Consider the following 18,487-nt stretch of genomic DNA (forward strand, 5'->3'; position numbering starts at 1 on the left):
CGCATGTCCTGGCCGGACGCGATGGGCATGGTGGTCCTCGCCGGGTTCGTGGTCATGCTGCTGGTGGCGACGGGGCTGCGGGCTCCTGGACCCGCGCGGGCCCCCGGGCACCCGGAGCCGGCCGGCTACCCGGAGACGGCCGGCTACCCGGAGACGGCTGGTTACCCGGAGACGGCTGGTTACCCGGAGACGGCTGGTTACCCGGAGACCGCCGGTTACCCCGAGACGGCCGCCTACCCCGAGACCTCCGCCGACCTAGGCGCCACCTGCCTGTACGCCGTCTACGACCCCGTGTCACGCCGCTGCTGCTTCGCCGGCGCCGGGCACCCCGTCCCCGCCCTGGTGAACCCCGACGGCACCGTCGAACTCGTCGGGCTCCCGGCCGCGCCCCCGCTCGGCGTGGGCGGCCTGCCGTACGAGGCCACCGAGGTCGAGATCCCCGAGGGCAGCCTGCTCGCCCTCTACACCAACGGCCTGGTCGAGAACCGCGACCGGGACATCGACGCCGGCGTCCACCGGCTGCGGGAGGCCCTCGCCCGCCCGGCGCCCTCGCTGGACGCCCTCTGCGACACGGTGCTCGCCGACCTGCTGCCGCGGCGCCCCGCCGACGACGTGGCCCTGCTCATCGCCCGCACCCGTGCCCTCGACTCCGAACAGGTCGCCACCTGGGCGGTGCCCGACGACCCCTCCGCGGTCGCCCAGACCCGCAAGGACGTGGTCGCGCAACTGGAGAGGTGGGGACTGTCCGACGCCGTCTTCGTCACGGAACTGGTCGTCAGCGAACTCGTCACCAACGCCATCCGGCACGCCGAGCCGCCGATCCAGCTCCGCCTGATCCACGACACCACCCTCATCTGCGAGGTCTCCGACGGCGGCAACACCGCACCCCACCTGCGGCGCGCCCGCAGCTACGACGAGGGCGGCCGCGGCCTGCTCCTCGTGGCCCAGCTGACCGAGCGCTGGGGCACCCGCCAGGGCGCCACGGGCAAGACCATCTGGGCGGAACAGTCCCTGTCCCTCCCGTGAGGAGCCACCGGTCATGACCACACCCACCTCCCACCGGGCCGCCCGCGCCCCCGTGCAGCAGGCCGCCGCGCTGGTCGGCCTCGTCTTCCTGCTGGTCGGCCTGCTGGGCTTCGTCCCCGGCATCACCACCGACTACGACTCCATGGAGTTCGCCTCCCACGAGTCGGGCGCCGAGCTGCTGGGCGTGTTCCAGGTGTCGATCCTGCACAACCTCGTGCACCTGGCCTACGGCCTCGCCGGGCTCGCCCTCGCCCGCACGGCCGCCGGGGCGTACGCGTACCTGATGGTCGGCGGTGCCGTGTACCTGGTGCTGTGGGTCTACGGCCTGTCCGTCGACCACGACAGCGACGCCAACTTCGTGCCCGTCAACACGGCGGACGACTGGCTCCACTTCGTCCTCGGCGTCGGCATGATCGGCCTGGCCCTCGCCCTGAGCCGCCGCACCACCCGCACCCACCGGACCCGCTGAGTCCCGGGCCACCGGCGTGCAGACCTTCCTCCCCCACCCCGGCTTCCGGGACTCGGCCCTGGCCCTGGACCGCCGGCGGCTCGGCAAGCAGCGGGTCGAGGCGCTGCAGGTCCTGCGGGGCCTGATCGTGCCCGGCTACGGCTGGCGCCGGCACCCGGCCGTACGGATGTGGGCCGGGTACGAGGAGGCGCTGGTCCGCTACGGCCTGGAGGTCTGCCGCGTCTGGCGCGAGCTGGGCCACCAGGACAGCTGCGCGGCCACCCTGGTCGCCGACCTCGCCGCGACCCGACCGCACGCCCCGGTGCGGGAGCAGTCCGTCCTGGCCGCCGAGGGCGAACTCCCGCCCTGGCTGGGCGACACCGGCTTCCACCGCAGCCACCGCTCGGCCCTGGTCCGCAAGGACCCCGACACGTACGCGGAGCTCTTCCCCGGCGTGCCCGACGACCTCCCCTACGTCTGGCCGGCGTCGGACCGGGAGCCGTAGGCCCGTTTTCGCAACTCCCTCCCATGCGGCCACCGTTGTCGACCGGATGGTTCCGTGTTCCACTGGATCTTTTCTGGCACATCGGTCACCGGTCACCCGCCCGCGGGCGGGCAGGCACTCCATGGGGGGTCCGTGTGTGAAGAACTGGGCTTCGAGAGACTCCTCGACGAGGAGGGCTTCTTCGCTCGGCTGTTCGGCCGGGCTCCGTCGGGCGCGGGCAAGGACCCGCTGTACGGACCCGACCTTCCCGTGGTGCTGCTCACCGGCGGCCCGGGCATGGGCAAGGGACGGCTGCTGCGCGCCGTGCGGGACCGCTTCGCCGCCAAGGTGCCGGTGATCCACCTGGACTGCGCCTCCCCGGTGTACGCGGACCGCGCGGACCCGGAGCCCGGCGCCCGCTCGGCCACGACCGAGGCCCTGGTCGAGGTCGCCGGGCGGCTGAGCACCTGGCAGGGCACGGGCGGCTCGTTCGCCTTCCCACGGCTCTTCACCGGCCTCGCCGTGATCGCGACCGGCGTCGCGGAGGGCACGCCCGAGGCCGTCGCGACCGAGGCCGAGCGCTACGAGAACCTGCCGCAGAAGCAGCGCCTGCGCGGCCTGGCCACGGGCGACTTCTGGCGCGGCGTGCTGCGCGGCGCCATCCGCAACCTGCTGACGACCCTGTCCGGGCAGGCCTTCGACCCGTACTCGGCGGCCGTGAGCAACGCCCTGCTGGACGCCCTCTTCGAGCGGCTGGCCCCGCGGGGCAGGGCGGAACTGGAGCGGATCTACGGCGCCTACCCCGGCGCCGCCGGCCAGCCCCGGATCGGGCTGCGCATCCTCGCCGCCGACTTCCGGGCCGGCGGCGAGGCACGGGAGGTGGCGGAGAGCTTCCTCTTCCGGGCCCTGCGCGAGGACCTGGAGGCGGCGTACGCCGGACCGGCCGGCTGGCTGCGCCGGGTCGGCCGCCCCGGCCTGCTGCTGGAGCACGCCGAAGCGCCCCTGGGCGAGCAGCTGCTGCGCGCCGTGCTCACCGACCGCCGGGGCGGGCAGCGCGACCGGGTCGTCGTCGTGGGCACGGCCCGCCGGTCCGACGGCGGCGCCTTCCTGCACGGCGGCCTGCCGCCCCGGGAGGCGACGCCCCCGGCGGAGTACCGGCCCGCCGACGGCGCCCCGCCCGCCTGGTCGCGGCGCACCGACGAGGGCGCGGACCGGGCCCCGCTCGCCGACGGCGTGCTCCTGCTGCGCATGCCGCTGCTCACCGGCGACCAGCTGCGCCGGGAGACCGTGCGAAGACAGCAGCGCGCCGAGCCGGAGGGCGGCGCCAACCGCCGCCGCATCGACGCCGCCGTCGCCCGGCTGAGCGGCGGCCGGCCGCACACGGTGATCCGCCTGGCCGCCGCGGCTGCGGCCTTCCGCATGCCGGCGGACGCCAACGACCGGGACATCCTGGACGCCCCGCTGCGGCTGCCCGGCGACGACGCCACCGAACGCCCCGTCGCGGAGGTGCTGCTGCGGGAGCTGGTCCTGGACCAGTTACCGGTCCGGCTCCCGACCGAGCACCACGCCCACTGGCTCGACCTCCTCACCCATCTGTCCGTGGCCCACGACACGGAGTGCGCGGACGTCCTGCTCCGGCACCACCAGTCCGGGCACGTGCACCACCTGACCGCCCACCACGTCTCCCGGCTCCTCACCGACACCGGCTGGCCCACCTGCGAACGCCACTTCATCGGCGACTTCGGCCTCCGCCAGTTGCTGGTGCACCGGCTGTACGGACTGCGCCCCGACGGCGCCGCCTGGTACGCCGACCACCACCTGCTGCGCGACCACTACGCCGAGCGCGCGGCCGGCGCGGACACCCCCAGGGCGGGCGGCGCCTTCCGCTCCCTCACCGCCCACCGGATGAACCACCACCTGGTGTCCGGCGGCGCCGACGACGTCGTCAGCCACCTCGCCGCCACCCTCCCCGGCCGCCCCCGCGAATGGTGCGCCGAACTCCTGGAGATCGCCCAGGCCCCCTACCCGGGCGGCGCCGACGCCCGGCGGGACCGCGCCCAGGGCCTGGTCCCGGCGGACGGCCCGCCGCTGCGCCGCACGGTCGACCAGCTGCTGCACGCGGTGTGGCTGTGCGAGGAGCGGACCCGGCCCACCGGCAAGGAGACCGCCCGCACCCTGGCCAAGCTGCTGGACCTCCTGTCGATCATGGACTTCGACGGGGCGGGCCTGCTCAGCAGGACGGCGACGGACTGGAGCGGCCTGGCGGAGAACGAGCAGCCCCTGCTGCGCTGCACCTGCACCGAACAGCTCCGGCGAAGGAGATAGCGGGCATGCCCAGATGGAAGAAGATCCTCTACGCGGTCTTAGGCGCGGTGGTCGCCGTCGCCGCCATCGCGTTCACCACCTCCCTCGTCCGCAAGCCCGACACCTGCGCCGACGGCGTCGAGCGGATCGAGGGCGAGTGCGTCGGCGTCAACGGCGACGGCTACGACTTCGGCACCCCGGAGATCGCCCCCGTGGCCCGGGCCATCGCACGCGAGAACCGCAGGATCGAGAAACAGCCCCACGTCACGGTGGCGATGATGCTGCCGCTCCAGTCGGACCGCGAGGCGCTGCGCCGGCAGATGCGCAGCGACCTCCAGGGCGCGTACCTCGGGCAGCGGCAGGCCAACTCCGGTGAGGGCGAACCGCCCAGGATCCGGCTGGTGCTGGCCAACCCCGGGCAGGACTACGGCCGGCAGGCGGAGGTCGTCGACACCCTGCTGCGGATGGCCGCCTCGCCCGAGGACCGGCTGCGCGCGGTCACCGGCTTCAACCTGAGCCTCGCCGCCACGGAGAAGGCCGTCGCACGCCTCACCGAGAACCGGATCCCGGTGCTGGCCGCCCGCATCAGCGGAGACCGGATCGCCAACAAGGACCAGGCCGACGGCATGGCCGAGCTGCGCTTCCCGGGCCTCGCCCGCATCCTGCCCACCAACAACGACGCGGCCCAGGCCCTGGCCGGCTTCAACGGCGAACGGGGCCGTCAGAACCTCAGGACGGTCCTGGTCTACGACAAACGCCCCGACGGCTACAACGAGTCGCTCGCGAGGGCCTTCAGCAGGATCAGGGAGAAGGGCCCGGCCGGCCCCGCCGCGATGTCCTTCGAGTCCCCGTCCATCGACGAGGCGGGCTCGACCGGCAACCAGTTCACGCAGACCGCCAACAACATCTGCGACTCCGAGGCGGACACCGTCTACTTCGCGGGCCGCACCCTCCACCTGCGCATCTTCGCCCTCAAGCTCGCCCAGGTGGGCTGCGAGGGCCGGCACTACACGATCGTCAGCGGCTCCGACGCGGCCTCGCTGCGCCAGGACATGACGGAGCAGGACTGGGCGAAGCTCCGCGGCGACGACGGCAGGGCGAAGGTCACGGTCCAGTACGCGGCCCCCGCGCACCCCGCCGCCTGGGCCACCGAGCTGGCCGCCTGGTCGAAGAAGTGGCGGGCGACCCACGACCGGGAACCGGCCGAGCGGGACCTCCCCCAGTACCTCACCGAACCGAAGGCCGCCCTGGACACCCTGCGCCGCCAGATCATCGCGACGGAGGCCGAGGGCATCGACCTCGGCGGCACCCCGAACCTGGACGACTCCCGCACGATGCTCGTCCACGACGGGCTCCTCACCATCGGCAAGGCCCTCCACCAGGCCCAGCAGGGCGCCCCCGAGACGACGGTCCCCTCCCGCGAGGACGTCGGCCGCCAGTGGTCCCTCCTCCAGTCCCGCCACCGCGTCGCGGGCACCAGCGGCCTGATCTGCCTGACCACCGGCGGCAACGCCTACGACAAACCGGTCGCGATCGTGGAACTGGACCCGGGCACGAAGGGCGACGGCACCCTCAAGTTCGTCGGCCTGGGCTGGCCCACGGGCCGCCCCCAGCCGAAGAACTGCGTGATCCCCAGCAGCACGCCGTGAGCACCCTCGTCCGGGGCGTCGCGGGCGCCATGGCAACTGGCCATACTGGGCGATGAGTTGTTGTACCGGGAGCGGCCGACAGGGGTGTGATGGCGAGGAGCACGGGCACCACGCGGGGTCTCGCCCTCCTCGCGACGGCCGCGACGGTGCTGGTCACGGCGGGCGGCGCGGCTGCCGTCCTCGCTCCCGTGGCCCGCGTTACGGCGGGCGGTCCGTGGCTGCTCGGCGGCTGGCTGGTGCTCGCGGCGGCCGCCGTGTGGTGCGCCGAGGCGGCCGTCGCCCGCGTCCGGCGCGCTCGCCGGTCCCTCGGCCAGTCCACGCGTCTGGGTGAAACCCGGAAGCTGCACCTGAACACGACCGGGATCCTGGCGACGGCCCTGGTGGCCGAGCTGACCCTGATCACCGCGAGACTGACCCGCGGTGAGGAGTTCGCGACCGCCTGGGCGTCCGGAGCCCTGCTCGTGGCGCTGACCGGCGTCGCGTCCTGGCACACCGCCAAGGTCGGCGCCCGCTACGGCTCGGCCGCAGGCCAGACCCCGTCCGACAATCCGCTCGCCATCGCCGCCCTCGTCCTGGCCGAGGCGTGCGGCGCCTGGCTCACCGCCCGTTTCGCGGCCGACGGCCCCCTGTGGGCGGCCTGGGCCCTGGGAGCCGCGATGGCGGCGCTGGCCGCGGGCTTCTGGCTGTCCGACTCGCAGGACTGGTCGGCCGAGGACCGGTATCTGAAGGTGTCCGGGGCCGCCGCGGTCCTGGGCGTCGGCGGTGTGGTGGCGCGGTTCGCGCTGCGGGGCGAGACCGCCGCCGCGTGGTGGGCGGGCGGTGTCGCGGTGGGCGGCCCGCTGCTCGTCGTCGGGGTGCTGTCCCTCGCCTCGGCCGTCCCCCGGCGGTCCGCCCAGGTCGGAGGCCGGACGGCTTCGCCCGGGGCGCAGCTCGCCGGGATCCTCGTTCCGCTGGGCAGCCTGGCGTGGGCGATGGCGCAGGGGGAGCCGTGGAGCGGGGCGGATCCGGACGAGCGGCTGCTGCGGGTCGGCTGGCTGGCCGTGGCCGGTGCCGTTCTGCTGGTGGCGCAGTACGCCGTACTGCTGTGGACGGGCGCCCGGCGGGCCGGGGCCTGGGCGGCCGACCTGGCCCGGCGGGTGCGCGTGGTGACGCAGGAGGAGGCCGGGCCTTGGGGTCGTCCGGACGGCTACGGGACGCCCGGGTTGTCGTCGCCCCCGGAGGGAGGGCGGGACTGGGAGCGGTGGCGGGCCTGGGCGCACGAGCGGCAGTGGGAGTGGGAGCAGCAGTGGGAGCGCGAGCGGGCCTGGGAGCGCCGCCTGCGCGATCTGGACCCTTATCCGGGCAGCGCCCCCACTTGGTGGCAGCGTCTCGCCCAGCCCCTCCGCTCCGCCGCCGTGACCGAACTCGACCGGCGTACGGCCCTCTCCACCGGCCTCGCCATCGACGAGATCTGGCCGCGGATCGCCATGGTCGTCCCCGACGAGGTCGGCCGACAGCTGTGGCGGCGGGAACGGGGCGTCCTCGTCTGGCGGATCACCATCGCCGCCGCCCTGTGCACGTCGGGTGTCTGGCTGCTCGTCGCGCTCACCGGCCTGGGCGGGTTCCGCTACACGGACTGGCGGCCCGTCGCGCTCGTCTGGGGGCCGCTGCTCCTGGCGGCGGTCGCGCTGGTGCAGGCGCGCAGGCTGCTGGCCGAGGTGTACGAGGCCAAGGCGCACGCGGTCGAGGTCTACCGGTACGACCTGGCGAAGCGCCTGCACATCACCCTGCCGGCGAACCCCTCGGACCAGTACATGATCCGGCTGGCCGCCGTGCTGAGCGGCGACGAGCCCCCCGACCGGTCCGGCCGGCACCGGCCGGAGGAGCCGGAGCTTCCCCAGGGAGCCCGGCTCGACGAACTCGCCGCCCTCGTGGCGCAACGGGTGCGGGAGGGCGTACGCGCCGACGTACGTCAGGCGGTCCGGGAAGAGTACGCGGCACTCGGCCCGCGGTTCCCGGCCGGCGCCACCGCCGGCAAGCTCGACTTGGACATGCTCGCTCGGGAGATCGCCCGCCGGACGGCCGGTCCCGTGGGCGAGGGCCTGAAGGCCGACCTGAGGAAACATCTGACGGAACTCCACCGGCAGTTCGAGGGGGACGTCCGAGACGCGATCCATTCCTCGGTGAAGGAGTCCGTGACCGGCCCCTCCCTGTCGAACTTCACCGGCTATCTCGCGATCGAGCTGGACCGCGGCCAGCAGGACGTACGGGCCGAGCGCGGCACGGTCACGGCCCCCGCGGGGCAGCGGGTGAAACTGTTCGTCTCCGTCGTGCGCGACCCGCGCGCCCGTGACCTCCCGCCGGTCGTCCAGAGCCCGCCGGGCCGGGACTTCTTCGTCTTCGAGCCGGTCCGCGTCGAGGGCGGCCGGGACACCCGCACGGTGTCCTTCGACGCCATGGCCGACAGCTCGACGCTCACGCCCCTGCCCCAGCGCAGGAACCTCCTCGTCGAGAACGAGCAGCAGACGGCCTTCGAGTTCCGGCTGCCCGAGGAGGAGGGCGGCCACGAGGTGTGGTTCCAGCTGTACCAGGCGGGCCACCTCGTCCAGGTCGTCGCCCTCAAGGTAGAGGTGCGGGCCCCGGCCGGGGCGACGGACGACGCATGAGCGAAGCACGGCCCCCGGACGTCCGTGTGCGCGTCCTGACCACCGACGAGGCGACCCGCCTGGAGTTCACCGCCGGGCGTCCGGGCGTCGCGCCCGTACGCGCCACCCTGGTCGGCGGCGACGCGCTGCTCAGGGTCCGCCAGGAACTGGACAGGGGGCTGACCCGCCTCAAGGACGAACTCACCGCGTACGACGTCGAGGACAAGGACCTCAACCGGGTCTTCCAGAGCCTGCACGGTCTCGGCCGCACCCTGCTCTTCATCCTGTTCGGCGGACAGCAGGCCGTCCTCAAGGAACTCCAGACGTTCTGGAACAGGGCCCTGCCGTACGGCATGAACCCGGAACTGCCGCCCCCGCTCGTCGAGTGCGTCGGCGGCCGGGACGGCTTCCTGCCCCTGGAGTTCCTGCCGCTGTTCCGGATGTTCCCGGGCGCGCCCGTCGAGACCCCGGGCGACTTCATCACCGCCTGCCGCACCCTCGTCGGCTTCTCGTGCGTGGTGCGCCGCGCCATGCTGCCCGCCCCGGTCCACGGCGGCCTCGCCCTGCACACCGGCCCGCACGGCCGGGTCCCCGCCCGCTACCTGTACTACGAGCACCTCGAAGGCGCAGTCGAGGAACTGGCCTGGTTCAGCGACGCCGGAAGCGCGCACGTCGACCTGGAAGGCCCGTACCCCGACGGCGCGGAACGCGCACCCGGCCTGGCCGAGCAGATCTTCGACCCCCGGCTCCTCCTCGACGGCACCCGCCGCGAACTTCCCGACCAGGTCCAGCACTTCGCCTGCCACTGCTACACGCGCTCCGACGACACCCTCGCGTCCGAGATCGAACTCAGCGGGGCGGGACACCACTCGCGCACCACGCTCGGCGCCCTAGGAGCGGACCTCGTCGCCCTCGGCGCCGACCGGGACCTGCGCGACTTCGACCTGCCGCTGGTGATGATGAACGCCTGCGGCTCGGGCCGGATGCGGGCGCCGGGAGCCCCGTCGTTCCCGTACCTCTTCCTCATGAACGGCAACCGCGGCTTCATCGGCACCGAGACCGAGATCCCCGACGACGTCGCCGCCGCGTTCTCCAAGGCGCTGTACGAGCGCTTCCTCATCCGCAGGATCCCGCTGGGCAGGGCACTCCTGGAGTCCCGCCGGCACCTCCTCTACACGCTCCGCAACCCGCTCGGCCTCACGTACGCCGCGTACGCCGACCCCGGCCTCCACGTCCACCCGACTCCCGAGGAGACACCCCGTGCCTCAGCCCACCCCTGACACCACGAAGACGATCAGCGTCCTCGGCCTGGAGGACACCGACCAGGGCCGCGCCGACCGGCTGCCCCTCCGCCGCCTCGAGGAGTGGCGCGCCGCCCGCACGGAGATCCCGGCCGAGGAACTCCGCACCCGCCTCTCCGACTTCGTCACGACGATGCAGGACGTCATCGCCTCCCTGCCGGAGCGCGCGGGCGAGTTCCAGCTGAACGAGGTGACGTTCAGCGCGGAGGTGAGCGCGAAGGGGACGGTGTCCCTGCTCGGCTCGGGCGGCGAACTGTCGGGTCGGGCGGGCATCACGTTCACGTTCACCCGGGGCTGACACATGGGCACGGGGTCTGCCTCATTCACCAGGGCCTGGCGCCTGGTTCGCCGATGTGTGCGGGACAGTTGTGTGCGGGACAGTGACCATAGGCCGGTAGGTGGCGGTGTCCTGGGGTTCGCCGACAGGTCTGCCCTCGGCCTCCACCCAGGCGTGCGCCCCGAACGGTGACGTGCGTACCCCGCTGCACCAGGTGGGCCAGTGGCCGCGCATCCGGCACAGCAGGGCGGTCGCCAGGGAGCGTGGGAGGCAGTAGCGGCCCGCGCACAGCGTGCTGACGGCTGTCACCTCCCGCCGTGCCCGCAGGGCCTCGTCGAAGCGGGCGGGCCGGGCTCCTCGCCGGGCCAGGCCCAGTACGGCACGGATCCGGCGCGGTGGCAGCCGGGCGAGGAGCCGGGCGGCGGCCACGGCGGTGTGGGCGGCGAGCCGGGTGCCGAGCCCGGGACGGGAGCCGTCGGCGTCCAGGATCTGGCTCACGAGTCGGACACCAGCCTCTCTTCCACGAGGTGGGCGACCAGTGCCGTGACGTCGGCGGTGGCGCGCTCGGGGGTGACCGGGCGGGTGGCGGCGAGCCGTTCGGCGGCCTGCTCGGGCGTGGCACCGTCCAGCAGCGCCTTCACGACGAGGGCGCCGGTGCCGTTCAATTGCCAGTAGCGCCCGGCGCGTTCATCGAGCAGGACCATGCCGTCGTCAGTGGCGCAGGCGGTCACATCAGCGCGCAGTCGGTGCACTGTTCATCTCCCTCGTGCCGTCCGGGGTGTGCCGCTGCTCCAGGCCGCGCAGCCACGCCTCCACTCCGAGCGTGGTTTCGAGTTCCGCGGTCCCGCCGATCAGCAGCTGGGGCGAGAGCAGGGCGCGGCGCAGCGCGTCTTCGTCGGCCAGTCCGGCGGCCACCAGGCGGGAGTCCTCGGCCCAGGCCGCGAGAGCGTGACGGTTGCGGCGCAGGCCGTTCTGCCATTCGTATCCGAAGTGGTCCTTGGTGGTGCGGCGCAGGATGGTCTCGGGCACCACGCCGTGCATGGCGGCGGCGAGGAGCGGTTTGTAGGACCAGGGGCTCGCGGCCTCGTGCGGGCGGGCGGCGAGCGCGGCAGCGATCACGGCGTCGTCGCAGAACGGGCTCTGGAACGCCAGTCCGTCGAGCTGCCCGCAGTGGGCCAGGTGGCCGGCGAGCCGACCCCCACGCTGCGCGGCGGCGAGCCAGGCGTGCCGCCCGCGTTCGCGGTGCAGCGGCTCGGTGGCGTCCCGGGCCGCGCCGAGCAGCCGCTCACCGCACAGCTGTACGGTCTGCTCGCTCGCCCAGGGCGGTAGACACGGGCGCAGCCCCCAGCGCAGGTCGTCTCCCGTCGCGGGCGTGCGCAGCGATCCGGCGGCCTCGGTGAGCCAGGCAGCGTACGAGCCCCGGTCGAGCAGCGCCCTTGTGATCGCCCCGAGGGGCCGACGGTGCCGCGCGCGCCACCCGGCCGCGTGGCGCAGGCCGACAGCGGGTGAGCGGCGCAGCAGATCATGCACGTAGGAGGGTTGTGACTGGATGACCTGGTCCCCGCCGAAGCCGGACAACCGCAGCCGGGCCCCGCGCGCCCGCATCTGCTCGGCCAGGTACCGCTGCTCCACCCGCGTACGCACGATCGCGGACGGCTCGTCGCCCAGATCCACGCGCTCGTCCAGCCCGCTGAAGTGGGCGGGCACATCGGCCGCGTCGAACACCAGATGCTCGGTGCGGGGCAGGTGCCCGGCGGCCCGGGTGGCGTAGAGGCGGTCTTCGTTGGTGGGCGCGCCCGCGTCCAGGGTGACGGCGACCAGCCGGGCGCCCGCCCGTGCCGCCAGGAAGCACAGTGAAGTCGAGTCCATGCCGCCGGACAGGTCCGCGCCCAGCACCTCGTCCGGTCGGACCCGTACCGCGACCGCCCGCTCAAGTGCCTTCCGCAGCCCGACCGCGGCCTCGTCCAGGGGCAGCTCGGCCGCCGGCGGCTGCCACCAGCGCCGGGAGCGCGCCTCGCCGCCGGGCGCCAGCTCCAGGGCGGTGCCGGGCAGCACGGCCTGCACGCCGCGCCACAGCGCACCCCAGGCGAGCGGGTGCGGAACGGTGTCACCGGTGAGCCGCAGCGCCAGCTGCGCGGTGTCCAGCTCCGCCGCGGTCAGCCGGGCGAGGACGCGGGCCTGGTCGGCGCAGACCGTGGCGCCGCCGGCCTCGGCCCGGTACACCCTGCGCTGTCCGGAGAAGCTGCCCCGCACGTACGTGTGCCCCGCGACGGACGCGAGGACGTGGAAGCAACCACAGGCATCCGAAAGCACCGGCTCGACATGCGCGATGTCACTGATCCGCCGGGCTCGCGCGGCCAGCTCGGCGGGCGTCAGCGAACACGTCCCGGCGACCGCCAGACGCACGTCACCGACGGCGCAGGCAGTCAGCTCCCCGTCCGGCCAGCAACCGACCAGCCACGGACGACCGGAAGCATGCGGCTCGATACGGAGCACGGCCGGGTCGCCGGCGAGATTCCGCAGCCGATCGAGAAGACCGGGTGAGAGATCCCGGTCCGGAAGGACAACGAACCAGCAGGCCGGCGTGGCGCCCATCGACATCTCCAGGGTGGGGGACGAGTGCAGCGTGGCGGCATGGCACCGGGTGCCGGCCCAGGCCCTCACGGCCAGGACCGGCACCCGCCGGGATCATCAGAGCCAAAGGCCGACCGGGAAGTCGGGCCAGTCCCCGAATTCGCCCTGGGTCAGCTCGGCGTACTGCCCGACCTCAGCCAGCAGCGGCGGCTCGTACACATCCACGGTCTCGAAGCCCTGCGACGTCTCCTGCACAGCGATCACCTCCGGTCACCTGAAGGCGGAACTCCCGCCCCCCGCCAGCAAGTTGACAGACGCGTGTACCCCACAGCCAGCAACGCCGGACTAATCCACCCACGGGAAGGAACCAGCAGGCCGACACCCGGCAACACGCGCCGGGACGTGCACCACCGGCTCACGGAACGAAGACCACGACACAACAACCCACCCGGCGCGCCAGCGGTGGTGCCGGACACCAGCGGCTCAAAACGCCGGCTTGCGCGCGACCGGGCACACAGCCGCCCGAGTGCGCATGCTGCCGCGTCATCGATCAAGAGGTGGAAGCCGAGCACAGCGGCAGAGGGCAACAACAAAGGACCCCACTGAAGATCAGCGGGGCCCTTCGTTTCGCCAGTTCAGGCGACTGCGGAGGATACGAGATTCGAACTTGTGAGGGGTTGCCCCAACACGCTTTCCAACTGTGTTGGTGGGATCTTGGGCGTCGTTCGGGGCCGTTCACCTGGGTTCATCGACGGTTGGCCACTGGCGTGCGGACGGCTCCGAGTCTCGTCTGAACGACCGTGAACGAGGCTGAATGAGACGGAAACTGAGACGGCCCGCGACGCGAAGCGTCACTCGATGATCTCGGACCGTTCTCGAACATGGTCGTCCAGCTTGCCTTCCTCCAGGTCGCTCAGCGCGGCTGCGTATCCGGCCATGACCGCCTCGTGTACGACGTCGTGGAGTTCTATGGGGATCGTGTCGAAGATGCCGGAGCAGACGTTCGCGGCTGCGTCGTACGCGGGTCGGTAGTGCGTGTCACGGATGCCGGCGCCCAAGTGGCTGACGAGACTGCGTAGCTCTTCCTTGTGGTCATCGCTCACGTCGACGTCACTACCCTCGTGCCTTGGTCGAGAACCGCACTCCCGTGGGCCTCGGCCGATGGCAGTCAGCCACAGCGGGAGGTCAGCTAACTGGCATAACGCGTGGGTGCCTTGCTGCACGGCCACCGGCCTCAGCCGCGCTGCCAGGGTCGTTGATCAGCACGAGCCGCGACGGCAGACCCGTGGGTAGAACTCCGGAGCGGCCAGTTCTCAAGGCTCTCAGCTTGGGAAGCTGCGATCTTTTGGTTCGGGTAGGGCTGCTGAGCTGGGCGTTCGGCTGTACCAGTTCAATGATCTCTCAGATTGCAGGACCGGCGAAGAAGGGCGGATCATTTTTGTGCGAAGAGGGTGCGAAGCACTCATGACTGGCTACCATGACGCATCTAGGCTTTGAGCACAGGGGGATGAGGCGTGTCTGCGTCAAAGTACGAAATTGGATTCGATGTAATTTCAGACTTGGCGGCCTCTGATGACGGCTCTAGGGGTCGTAATGAGGCGACCACGCGCATGCATCTCATTGATCGCATTGTTTTTGACGCTTTGCAGTGGCCCAAGGATCAATGTACGCCCGAGGAAAGCCATGGCGGCTTGTACGCTGACTATGTTCTCGGCCTGCCTAAGCGGCAGATGATTTGGGAGGCTAAGAAGGAGGGCGTCTATTTCGAGTTGCCAGTAGAAGCCAAAACGAGAGAAGTGTCGCTACCTTCTCTAGCTCGGAATAATGGAAACCTTGACGCTGCTCTCAAGCAAGTTGGCGGGTACTGCACTAGTCGAGGAGTTCCGGTAGCCGTAGCCAGTAACGGGCACCAACTAGTTGCTTTTATCGGAAGTCGCATCGACGGCGTTCCACCGACTCAAGGGCGCGCAATCATTTTTCGCAGCCTCGCCGAAATGAGGGATGACTTCCAGACGCTCTGGAACTGTCTATCTTACCCTGCGATCGAGCGTAGGCATCTTGAGAGTCGTGTGACTAAGGAGGCATTGGCGCCCCCTCCGGAGAAACTCTCCAGTCGACTTTTGCGCTATCCAGGAGTCAAAAAGAGGAATGAACTCGAACACGAACTTAGGACCCTCGGTGAGATCTTTCTGCAGGATCTTGTAAAAGACGAAGATTTCAAAGATGAGTTCATCGAAAAGTGTTACTGCAGCAGTGGCGCTCTCTCTCAATACGCCCTAATCAGCAAAGAGATTCTCAAAAATCGCTACGCTGCGTCCGGCCAGGGAATGAAAAAGACTGTCACGTCAGCAAGTGACAAAAAGGGGGTTTCGAAGGACCTTCTCAATGCCGTGTTGGCGAAGAGTGTAACGAAGAGGCCCGTAATTCTCCTCGGGGATGTGGGTGTCGGTAAAACAAGCTTTATTAAGAACCTAGTATCGGTCGAGGCGAGTGAAGAACTCAAGCGGGGAATCGTTCTCTACGTGGACTTCGGTAGAGAGCCAGCCTTGCGCACCGACCTGCAAAACTACGTACTGGATTCTTTCGAGCGTCAACTTCGTGACGATCATCAGGTAAACCTCACAAGTGACAGTTTCGTTCGCGGTATTTATCATGGAGACTTGCTAGCCCTGCGAGACGGTATCTACGGGTTCCTGCGCGAGGAGGACCCAGTGGCCTATCGCCTTAAGGAGGTGGAACTCCTAGCAGCGAAGATCGAAAATAAGAGCGGGCATCTCAAAAACGCTATCGAGCATCTTACTTCTGGCGAGCGCAGAACCGTCGTCATCTTTTTGGATAATATCGACCAGAGGCAAGATGACTTCCAGGAAGAAGTGTTCCTTATCGCTCAGAGCATGGCAGAGACCTGGCCAGTCACTTGCTTCGTTACTTTGCGGCCTTCCACTTACAACAAGAGCCGGAGACAGGGCTCTCTTAGCGCGTATCAGAACCGCGTTTTCACCATCTCGCCTCCACGCATCGACTTGGTGGTGCAAAAGCGACTTGAGTTCGCACTAGAACAGTTGCGCGACGGAGGGCTAACTCTTTCAGGGGAGGGCGTATCCGTCGAAAGTCACATGTTGCGCGAGTACATTGAGGTAATCGTCGACTCGATCGAGCGTAATTCCTCTCTTGCCGAGTGCATCGATAACGTTAGTGCTGGCAACGTTCGAGATGCTCTCGACCTGCTGACGATTTTTGTTGGTAGCGGCCATGTGGATACCGGAAAAATTCTTGAAATCAAGATTAGAACAGGGAAGTATTTTATTCCACTGCATGAGTTTCTTCGTGCGGTGATCTATGGCGATAATGAGCACTACTCTCCGGAGAATTCTTTCGTAGCGAACATGTTCGACGTAATCTCGTTGAATAGCTCAGAGCATTTCCTCATGCCTCACATGATTGACTACTGCTTGAGATCATCTCAAAGCCCTAAATCTGAGGCGGGTTATGTTTTGCAGACCGAGGTTTTCTCTTATCTGCAGTCGCTGGGATACCGGGACTTGCAGATCAGTTCTGCCTTTGCTCGCGCAGAACGGGCGAAACTCTGTGACTTCGCGATGGCGGACGAGGAGGCGCCAACTCGGCTCCGAATTACGCAGAGGGGTGCCTACATTCTGAGGAAGCTGGTCACGGAATTCGTCTACGTTGATGCTGTAGTGGTTGATACGCCTATCCTTGATGAGGGATTCAGGGAGATCATCACTGATGTCTGGAATATCGAAGATAGGCTAGATAGGGCGGCTCACTTCGTAGGCTATTTGGATACTAGTTGGGAAGAGGCGCCTCGTCCTGTAGGGGGTTTCGACTGGCCTTCTGTCTCCTCTGCGTTGAGCCGCAGTATTGAGGACGTGCGTAGAAGAATTGATGCCAGGAGGCGGGAAGACTAGAACGACAAGGTCGGCGTAGCGGCTTTGGGGTGGCGCTGCTTTGGCGCGAGTGATCATGGCCCCGTAAGCTTCCGGCGCGTCGGGCAGTCTGTTGACCTGCCCGGTAAAGCACGACGTTGAGGCCATGATCTTCGAGGCTCGCGCCAAAGTGGCTCCGTAAAGCCGTGGAGCCGACCGCCCCAGCCACGACGCATCCCTTCTCTAGCATCAGGCGGCTGATTGCTATGAGCGCGGCACGGGCGCCGGCCGGGCTGGAGCGGGGCGGAGACAGGAGCGCAGGCCCGGCCGGGGGCCGGGCCGCGCGCGGGGAGCGGAGCGAGCCGACTTGAACCCGTAGAGAAAGTTGTAACTCAGTCGGTCTGCACGGTCTGTCCGATCCCGGTAGATGCTTGACAGTGGCTGTGTTCGGCTTCTCTGTGCGCGTCGTTGCAGCGTGTGTGGGAAGGCCGGGATTGGCGCTGGCGGAGTTGTCAGTTGTCGAGCAGCGATACCGGGCTGTCCTGGTGGTGCTGGAGTTGTGGCGGCTTCCGCGGTTAGGTGCGTCTGCAGCCGGCATTTCGAACGGACTTGAGACGGTGTACGGCCTGGTCCTACCCCAAGTAGGGCGCCGGACGGTTTTCCAGGAAGTGGCGAAGCCTCAGACGCTGGGTGTGGTGCATGGGGAGTGCGTCCAGTTCCGAGGGGTCGACGAACCGCGCCTCCGTGGACTCGCCGGAGATGGTCAGCTCGCCTCCGACGATGCGGGCCCGGAAACAGATGTTGAATTGGCGGCGCACCTCGCCGTCGCTGTAGGCGATCACATGCCGGGGGTCCGTGTAGGTTCCGACTAGTCCCGTGATCTCGATGTCGTAGCCCGTTTCCTCCTTGACCTCACGGATTGCGCAGCCGGGGAGGGAGTCGCTCATGTCCATGCCGCCGCCGGGCAGGGCCCACAGGTCGTTGTCCCTGCGGCGTTGGAGCAGGATGTGCCCCTGGCCGTCGGTGACAACCGCCGTGGCTGCCACGACGAGGCTGTTCGGTTCCGGGGCCTCGGGGTCGTCGTAGTACTCGGTCCGGGCCACTAGGTCCTCTCCACTGGCCGGGCGGTCCCCCACACGGCGTCGAAGCTGGCGGCGTACGTGTCGAACATGCCGCCGTCGTCGCTTCTGCGCAGATGCCACACCGGGGCGGCATAGGCGTTCACGCCGAACAGGTGGGCGTTGACGAGCGCCTGATCATCCGCACGGTAAAGGCTGTTGTAGAGGGTCGTCCCATGCGTGCGTACCTCCACACCGGCTACCCCGATCAACGGCTGACAGTGCATGACTGCCAGTCGGCATCGCGATTCGATGCCGTGGCCGAACTTCTCTTCTCGGCCCCGCTGTTGGATGTTCGGGGAGTTTGCGTCTCCTAATGCGATGCGGATGGTGCAGCCGGCTTCTGCCCGCTCCCGCAGCAGCTCATTGAGCCGGGGGTACGCCTCGTGCAGGAACACCGCCGCGTACACCAGGACGTCAATGCGCTCACGTGCCGAGGCGAGAAGATCGATGAATGCGGACACCGGCACGTCCGCCCGGTGTCCGTACAAGGCGACCAGTTCAGGACTCACCGCCCGCGCTGCCTTCGCCTGCCGCAGCGCCGGCCACAGGGCATAGACGTCCTCCCTCAAGGCTTCGGCGGCCTTGTGGGCGGTGCGGCGCCGGGGTACGCGTCCCAGATTCACCCACCGCTCCACGGACTTGGGGTCCACCTCTGCCTTCTCTGCCAGGGACTCGCAGGTCCAATCCCCGGCCGCCATGACGGCCCGCAGCCTCTCATTCGGCATCTCGAGATCCCCCGCGGTACGTCGGGACGCTTCCAAGGACGTTCTACCGCCTGAGGGACGTCCCGAA

At 69.5% G+C, this 18,487-nt stretch carries 16 protein-coding genes; 9 read left to right on the forward strand and 7 right to left on the reverse strand.

What is annotated here, in order from left to right:
• From ABZ948_RS34695 to ABZ948_RS34730, 8 genes are all read left to right on the forward strand, one after another.
• Window positions 1-1,026: SpoIIE family protein phosphatase (locus tag ABZ948_RS34695; RefSeq protein WP_359766408.1), on the forward strand; the 1,026-nt coding region annotated here is incomplete at its 5' end.
• A gap of 13 nt (window positions 1,027-1,039) precedes the next feature.
• The gene (locus ABZ948_RS34700; protein WP_359766410.1) at window positions 1,040-1,495 is read left to right on the forward strand and encodes a DUF4383 domain-containing protein; all 456 of its coding nucleotides are present in this window, start codon (window positions 1,040-1,042) and stop codon (window positions 1,493-1,495) included.
• A 16-nt stretch (window positions 1,496-1,511) separates the two neighbouring features.
• On the forward strand, window positions 1,512-1,979 hold the full coding sequence (locus tag ABZ948_RS34705) for an MSMEG_6728 family protein (protein WP_359766412.1): 468 nt from the start codon (window positions 1,512-1,514) through the stop codon (window positions 1,977-1,979).
• Window positions 1,980-2,111: 132 nt separating this feature from the next.
• Window positions 2,112-4,283 carry an amino acid adenylation domain-containing protein gene (locus ABZ948_RS34710; protein ID WP_359766414.1) on the forward strand — a complete coding sequence of 724 codons (2,172 nt, stop codon included), beginning with the start codon at window positions 2,112-2,114 and terminating at the stop codon, window positions 4,281-4,283.
• 5 nt (window positions 4,284-4,288) lie between these two features.
• Window positions 4,289-5,911: an amino acid ABC transporter substrate-binding protein gene (locus tag ABZ948_RS34715; RefSeq protein WP_359766416.1), complete on the forward strand. Its 1,623-nt coding sequence runs from the start codon at window positions 4,289-4,291 to the stop codon at window positions 5,909-5,911.
• 89 nt (window positions 5,912-6,000) lie between these two features.
• Entirely contained in the window at window positions 6,001-8,556 is a 2,556-nt protein-coding gene (locus tag ABZ948_RS34720; RefSeq protein WP_359766418.1) for a hypothetical protein, read from the forward strand.
• On the forward strand, window positions 8,553-9,815 hold the full coding sequence (locus tag ABZ948_RS34725) for a CHAT domain-containing protein (RefSeq protein ID WP_359766420.1): 1,263 nt from the start codon (window positions 8,553-8,555) through the stop codon (window positions 9,813-9,815). The genes ABZ948_RS34720 and ABZ948_RS34725 overlap by 4 nt, the downstream gene beginning before the upstream one ends.
• Window positions 9,796-10,134: a Pepco domain-containing protein gene (locus tag ABZ948_RS34730; RefSeq protein WP_359766422.1), complete on the forward strand. Its 339-nt coding sequence runs from the start codon at window positions 9,796-9,798 to the stop codon at window positions 10,132-10,134. The genes ABZ948_RS34725 and ABZ948_RS34730 overlap by 20 nt, the downstream gene beginning before the upstream one ends.
• 21 nt (window positions 10,135-10,155) lie before the next feature.
• On the opposite strand, the gene ABZ948_RS34735 is transcribed toward ABZ948_RS34730, so the two are convergent.
• The 5 genes from ABZ948_RS34735 to ABZ948_RS34755 all read right to left on the reverse strand — a co-directional run bounded on the left by ABZ948_RS34735 (window position 10,156) and on the right by ABZ948_RS34755 (window position 13,790).
• Window positions 10,156-10,611, reverse strand: coding sequence for a lasso peptide biosynthesis B2 protein (locus ABZ948_RS34735; RefSeq protein WP_435857727.1), 456 nt, complete (start codon window positions 10,609-10,611; stop codon window positions 10,156-10,158).
• Window positions 10,608-10,865 carry a lasso peptide biosynthesis PqqD family chaperone gene (locus ABZ948_RS34740; RefSeq protein WP_435857728.1) on the reverse strand — a complete coding sequence of 86 codons (258 nt, stop codon included), beginning with the start codon at window positions 10,863-10,865 and terminating at the stop codon, window positions 10,608-10,610. Before ABZ948_RS34740 ends, ABZ948_RS34735 begins: the two co-directional genes overlap by 4 nt.
• A complete protein-coding gene (locus ABZ948_RS34745; protein ID WP_359766424.1) occupies window positions 10,846-12,792 on the reverse strand; it encodes an asparagine synthase-related protein in 1,947 nt (648 codons plus the stop codon). The genes ABZ948_RS34740 and ABZ948_RS34745 overlap by 20 nt, the downstream gene beginning before the upstream one ends.
• A gap of 12 nt (window positions 12,793-12,804) precedes the next feature.
• A complete protein-coding gene (locus tag ABZ948_RS34750) occupies window positions 12,805-12,951 on the reverse strand; it encodes a lasso RiPP family leader peptide-containing protein (RefSeq protein ID WP_359766425.1) in 147 nt (48 codons plus the stop codon).
• A 587-nt stretch (window positions 12,952-13,538) separates the two neighbouring features.
• Window positions 13,539-13,790 carry a hypothetical protein gene (locus tag ABZ948_RS34755; RefSeq protein WP_359766426.1) on the reverse strand — a complete coding sequence of 84 codons (252 nt, stop codon included), beginning with the start codon at window positions 13,788-13,790 and terminating at the stop codon, window positions 13,539-13,541.
• A gap of 891 nt (window positions 13,791-14,681) precedes the next feature.
• On the opposite strand from ABZ948_RS34755, the gene ABZ948_RS34760 reads away from it, so the two are divergent.
• A complete protein-coding gene (locus ABZ948_RS34760; RefSeq protein ID WP_359766428.1) occupies window positions 14,682-16,616 on the forward strand; it encodes a hypothetical protein in 1,935 nt (644 codons plus the stop codon).
• Between the two features lie 590 nt (window positions 16,617-17,206).
• On the opposite strand, the gene ABZ948_RS34765 is transcribed toward ABZ948_RS34760, so the two are convergent.
• Together ABZ948_RS34765 and ABZ948_RS34770 are read right to left on the reverse strand one after the other, a co-directional pair.
• Window positions 17,207-17,677, reverse strand: coding sequence for an NUDIX hydrolase (locus tag ABZ948_RS34765; RefSeq protein WP_359766429.1), 471 nt, complete (start codon window positions 17,675-17,677; stop codon window positions 17,207-17,209).
• A complete protein-coding gene (locus ABZ948_RS34770) occupies window positions 17,677-18,420 on the reverse strand; it encodes an XRE family transcriptional regulator (protein WP_359766431.1) in 744 nt (247 codons plus the stop codon). Before ABZ948_RS34770 ends, ABZ948_RS34765 begins: the two co-directional genes overlap by 1 nt.
• Window positions 18,421-18,487: the final 67 nt, after the last annotated feature.

It is taken from the genome of Streptomyces olindensis, from assembly GCF_040645895.1.
GTDB classification, from domain to species: Bacteria; Actinomycetota; Actinomycetes; order Streptomycetales; family Streptomycetaceae; genus Streptomyces; species Streptomyces olindensis.

Coding starts and splice junctions, on each gene's coding strand:
- ABZ948_RS34700 (WP_359766410.1), top strand. CDS start 1,040: ATGACCACACCCACCTCCCACCGGGCCGCCCGCGCCCCCGTGCAGCAG.
- ABZ948_RS34715 (WP_359766416.1), top strand. CDS start 4,289: ATGCCCAGATGGAAGAAGATCCTCTACGCGGTCTTAGGCGCGGTGGTC.
- ABZ948_RS34720 (WP_359766418.1), top strand. CDS start 6,001: ATGGCGAGGAGCACGGGCACCACGCGGGGTCTCGCCCTCCTCGCGACG.
- ABZ948_RS34725 (WP_359766420.1), top strand. CDS start 8,553: ATGAGCGAAGCACGGCCCCCGGACGTCCGTGTGCGCGTCCTGACCACC.
- ABZ948_RS34760 (WP_359766428.1), top strand. CDS start 14,682: ATGAGGGATGACTTCCAGACGCTCTGGAACTGTCTATCTTACCCTGCG.
- ABZ948_RS34770 (WP_359766431.1), bottom strand. CDS start 18,420: ATGCCGAATGAGAGGCTGCGGGCCGTCATGGCGGCCGGGGATTGGACC.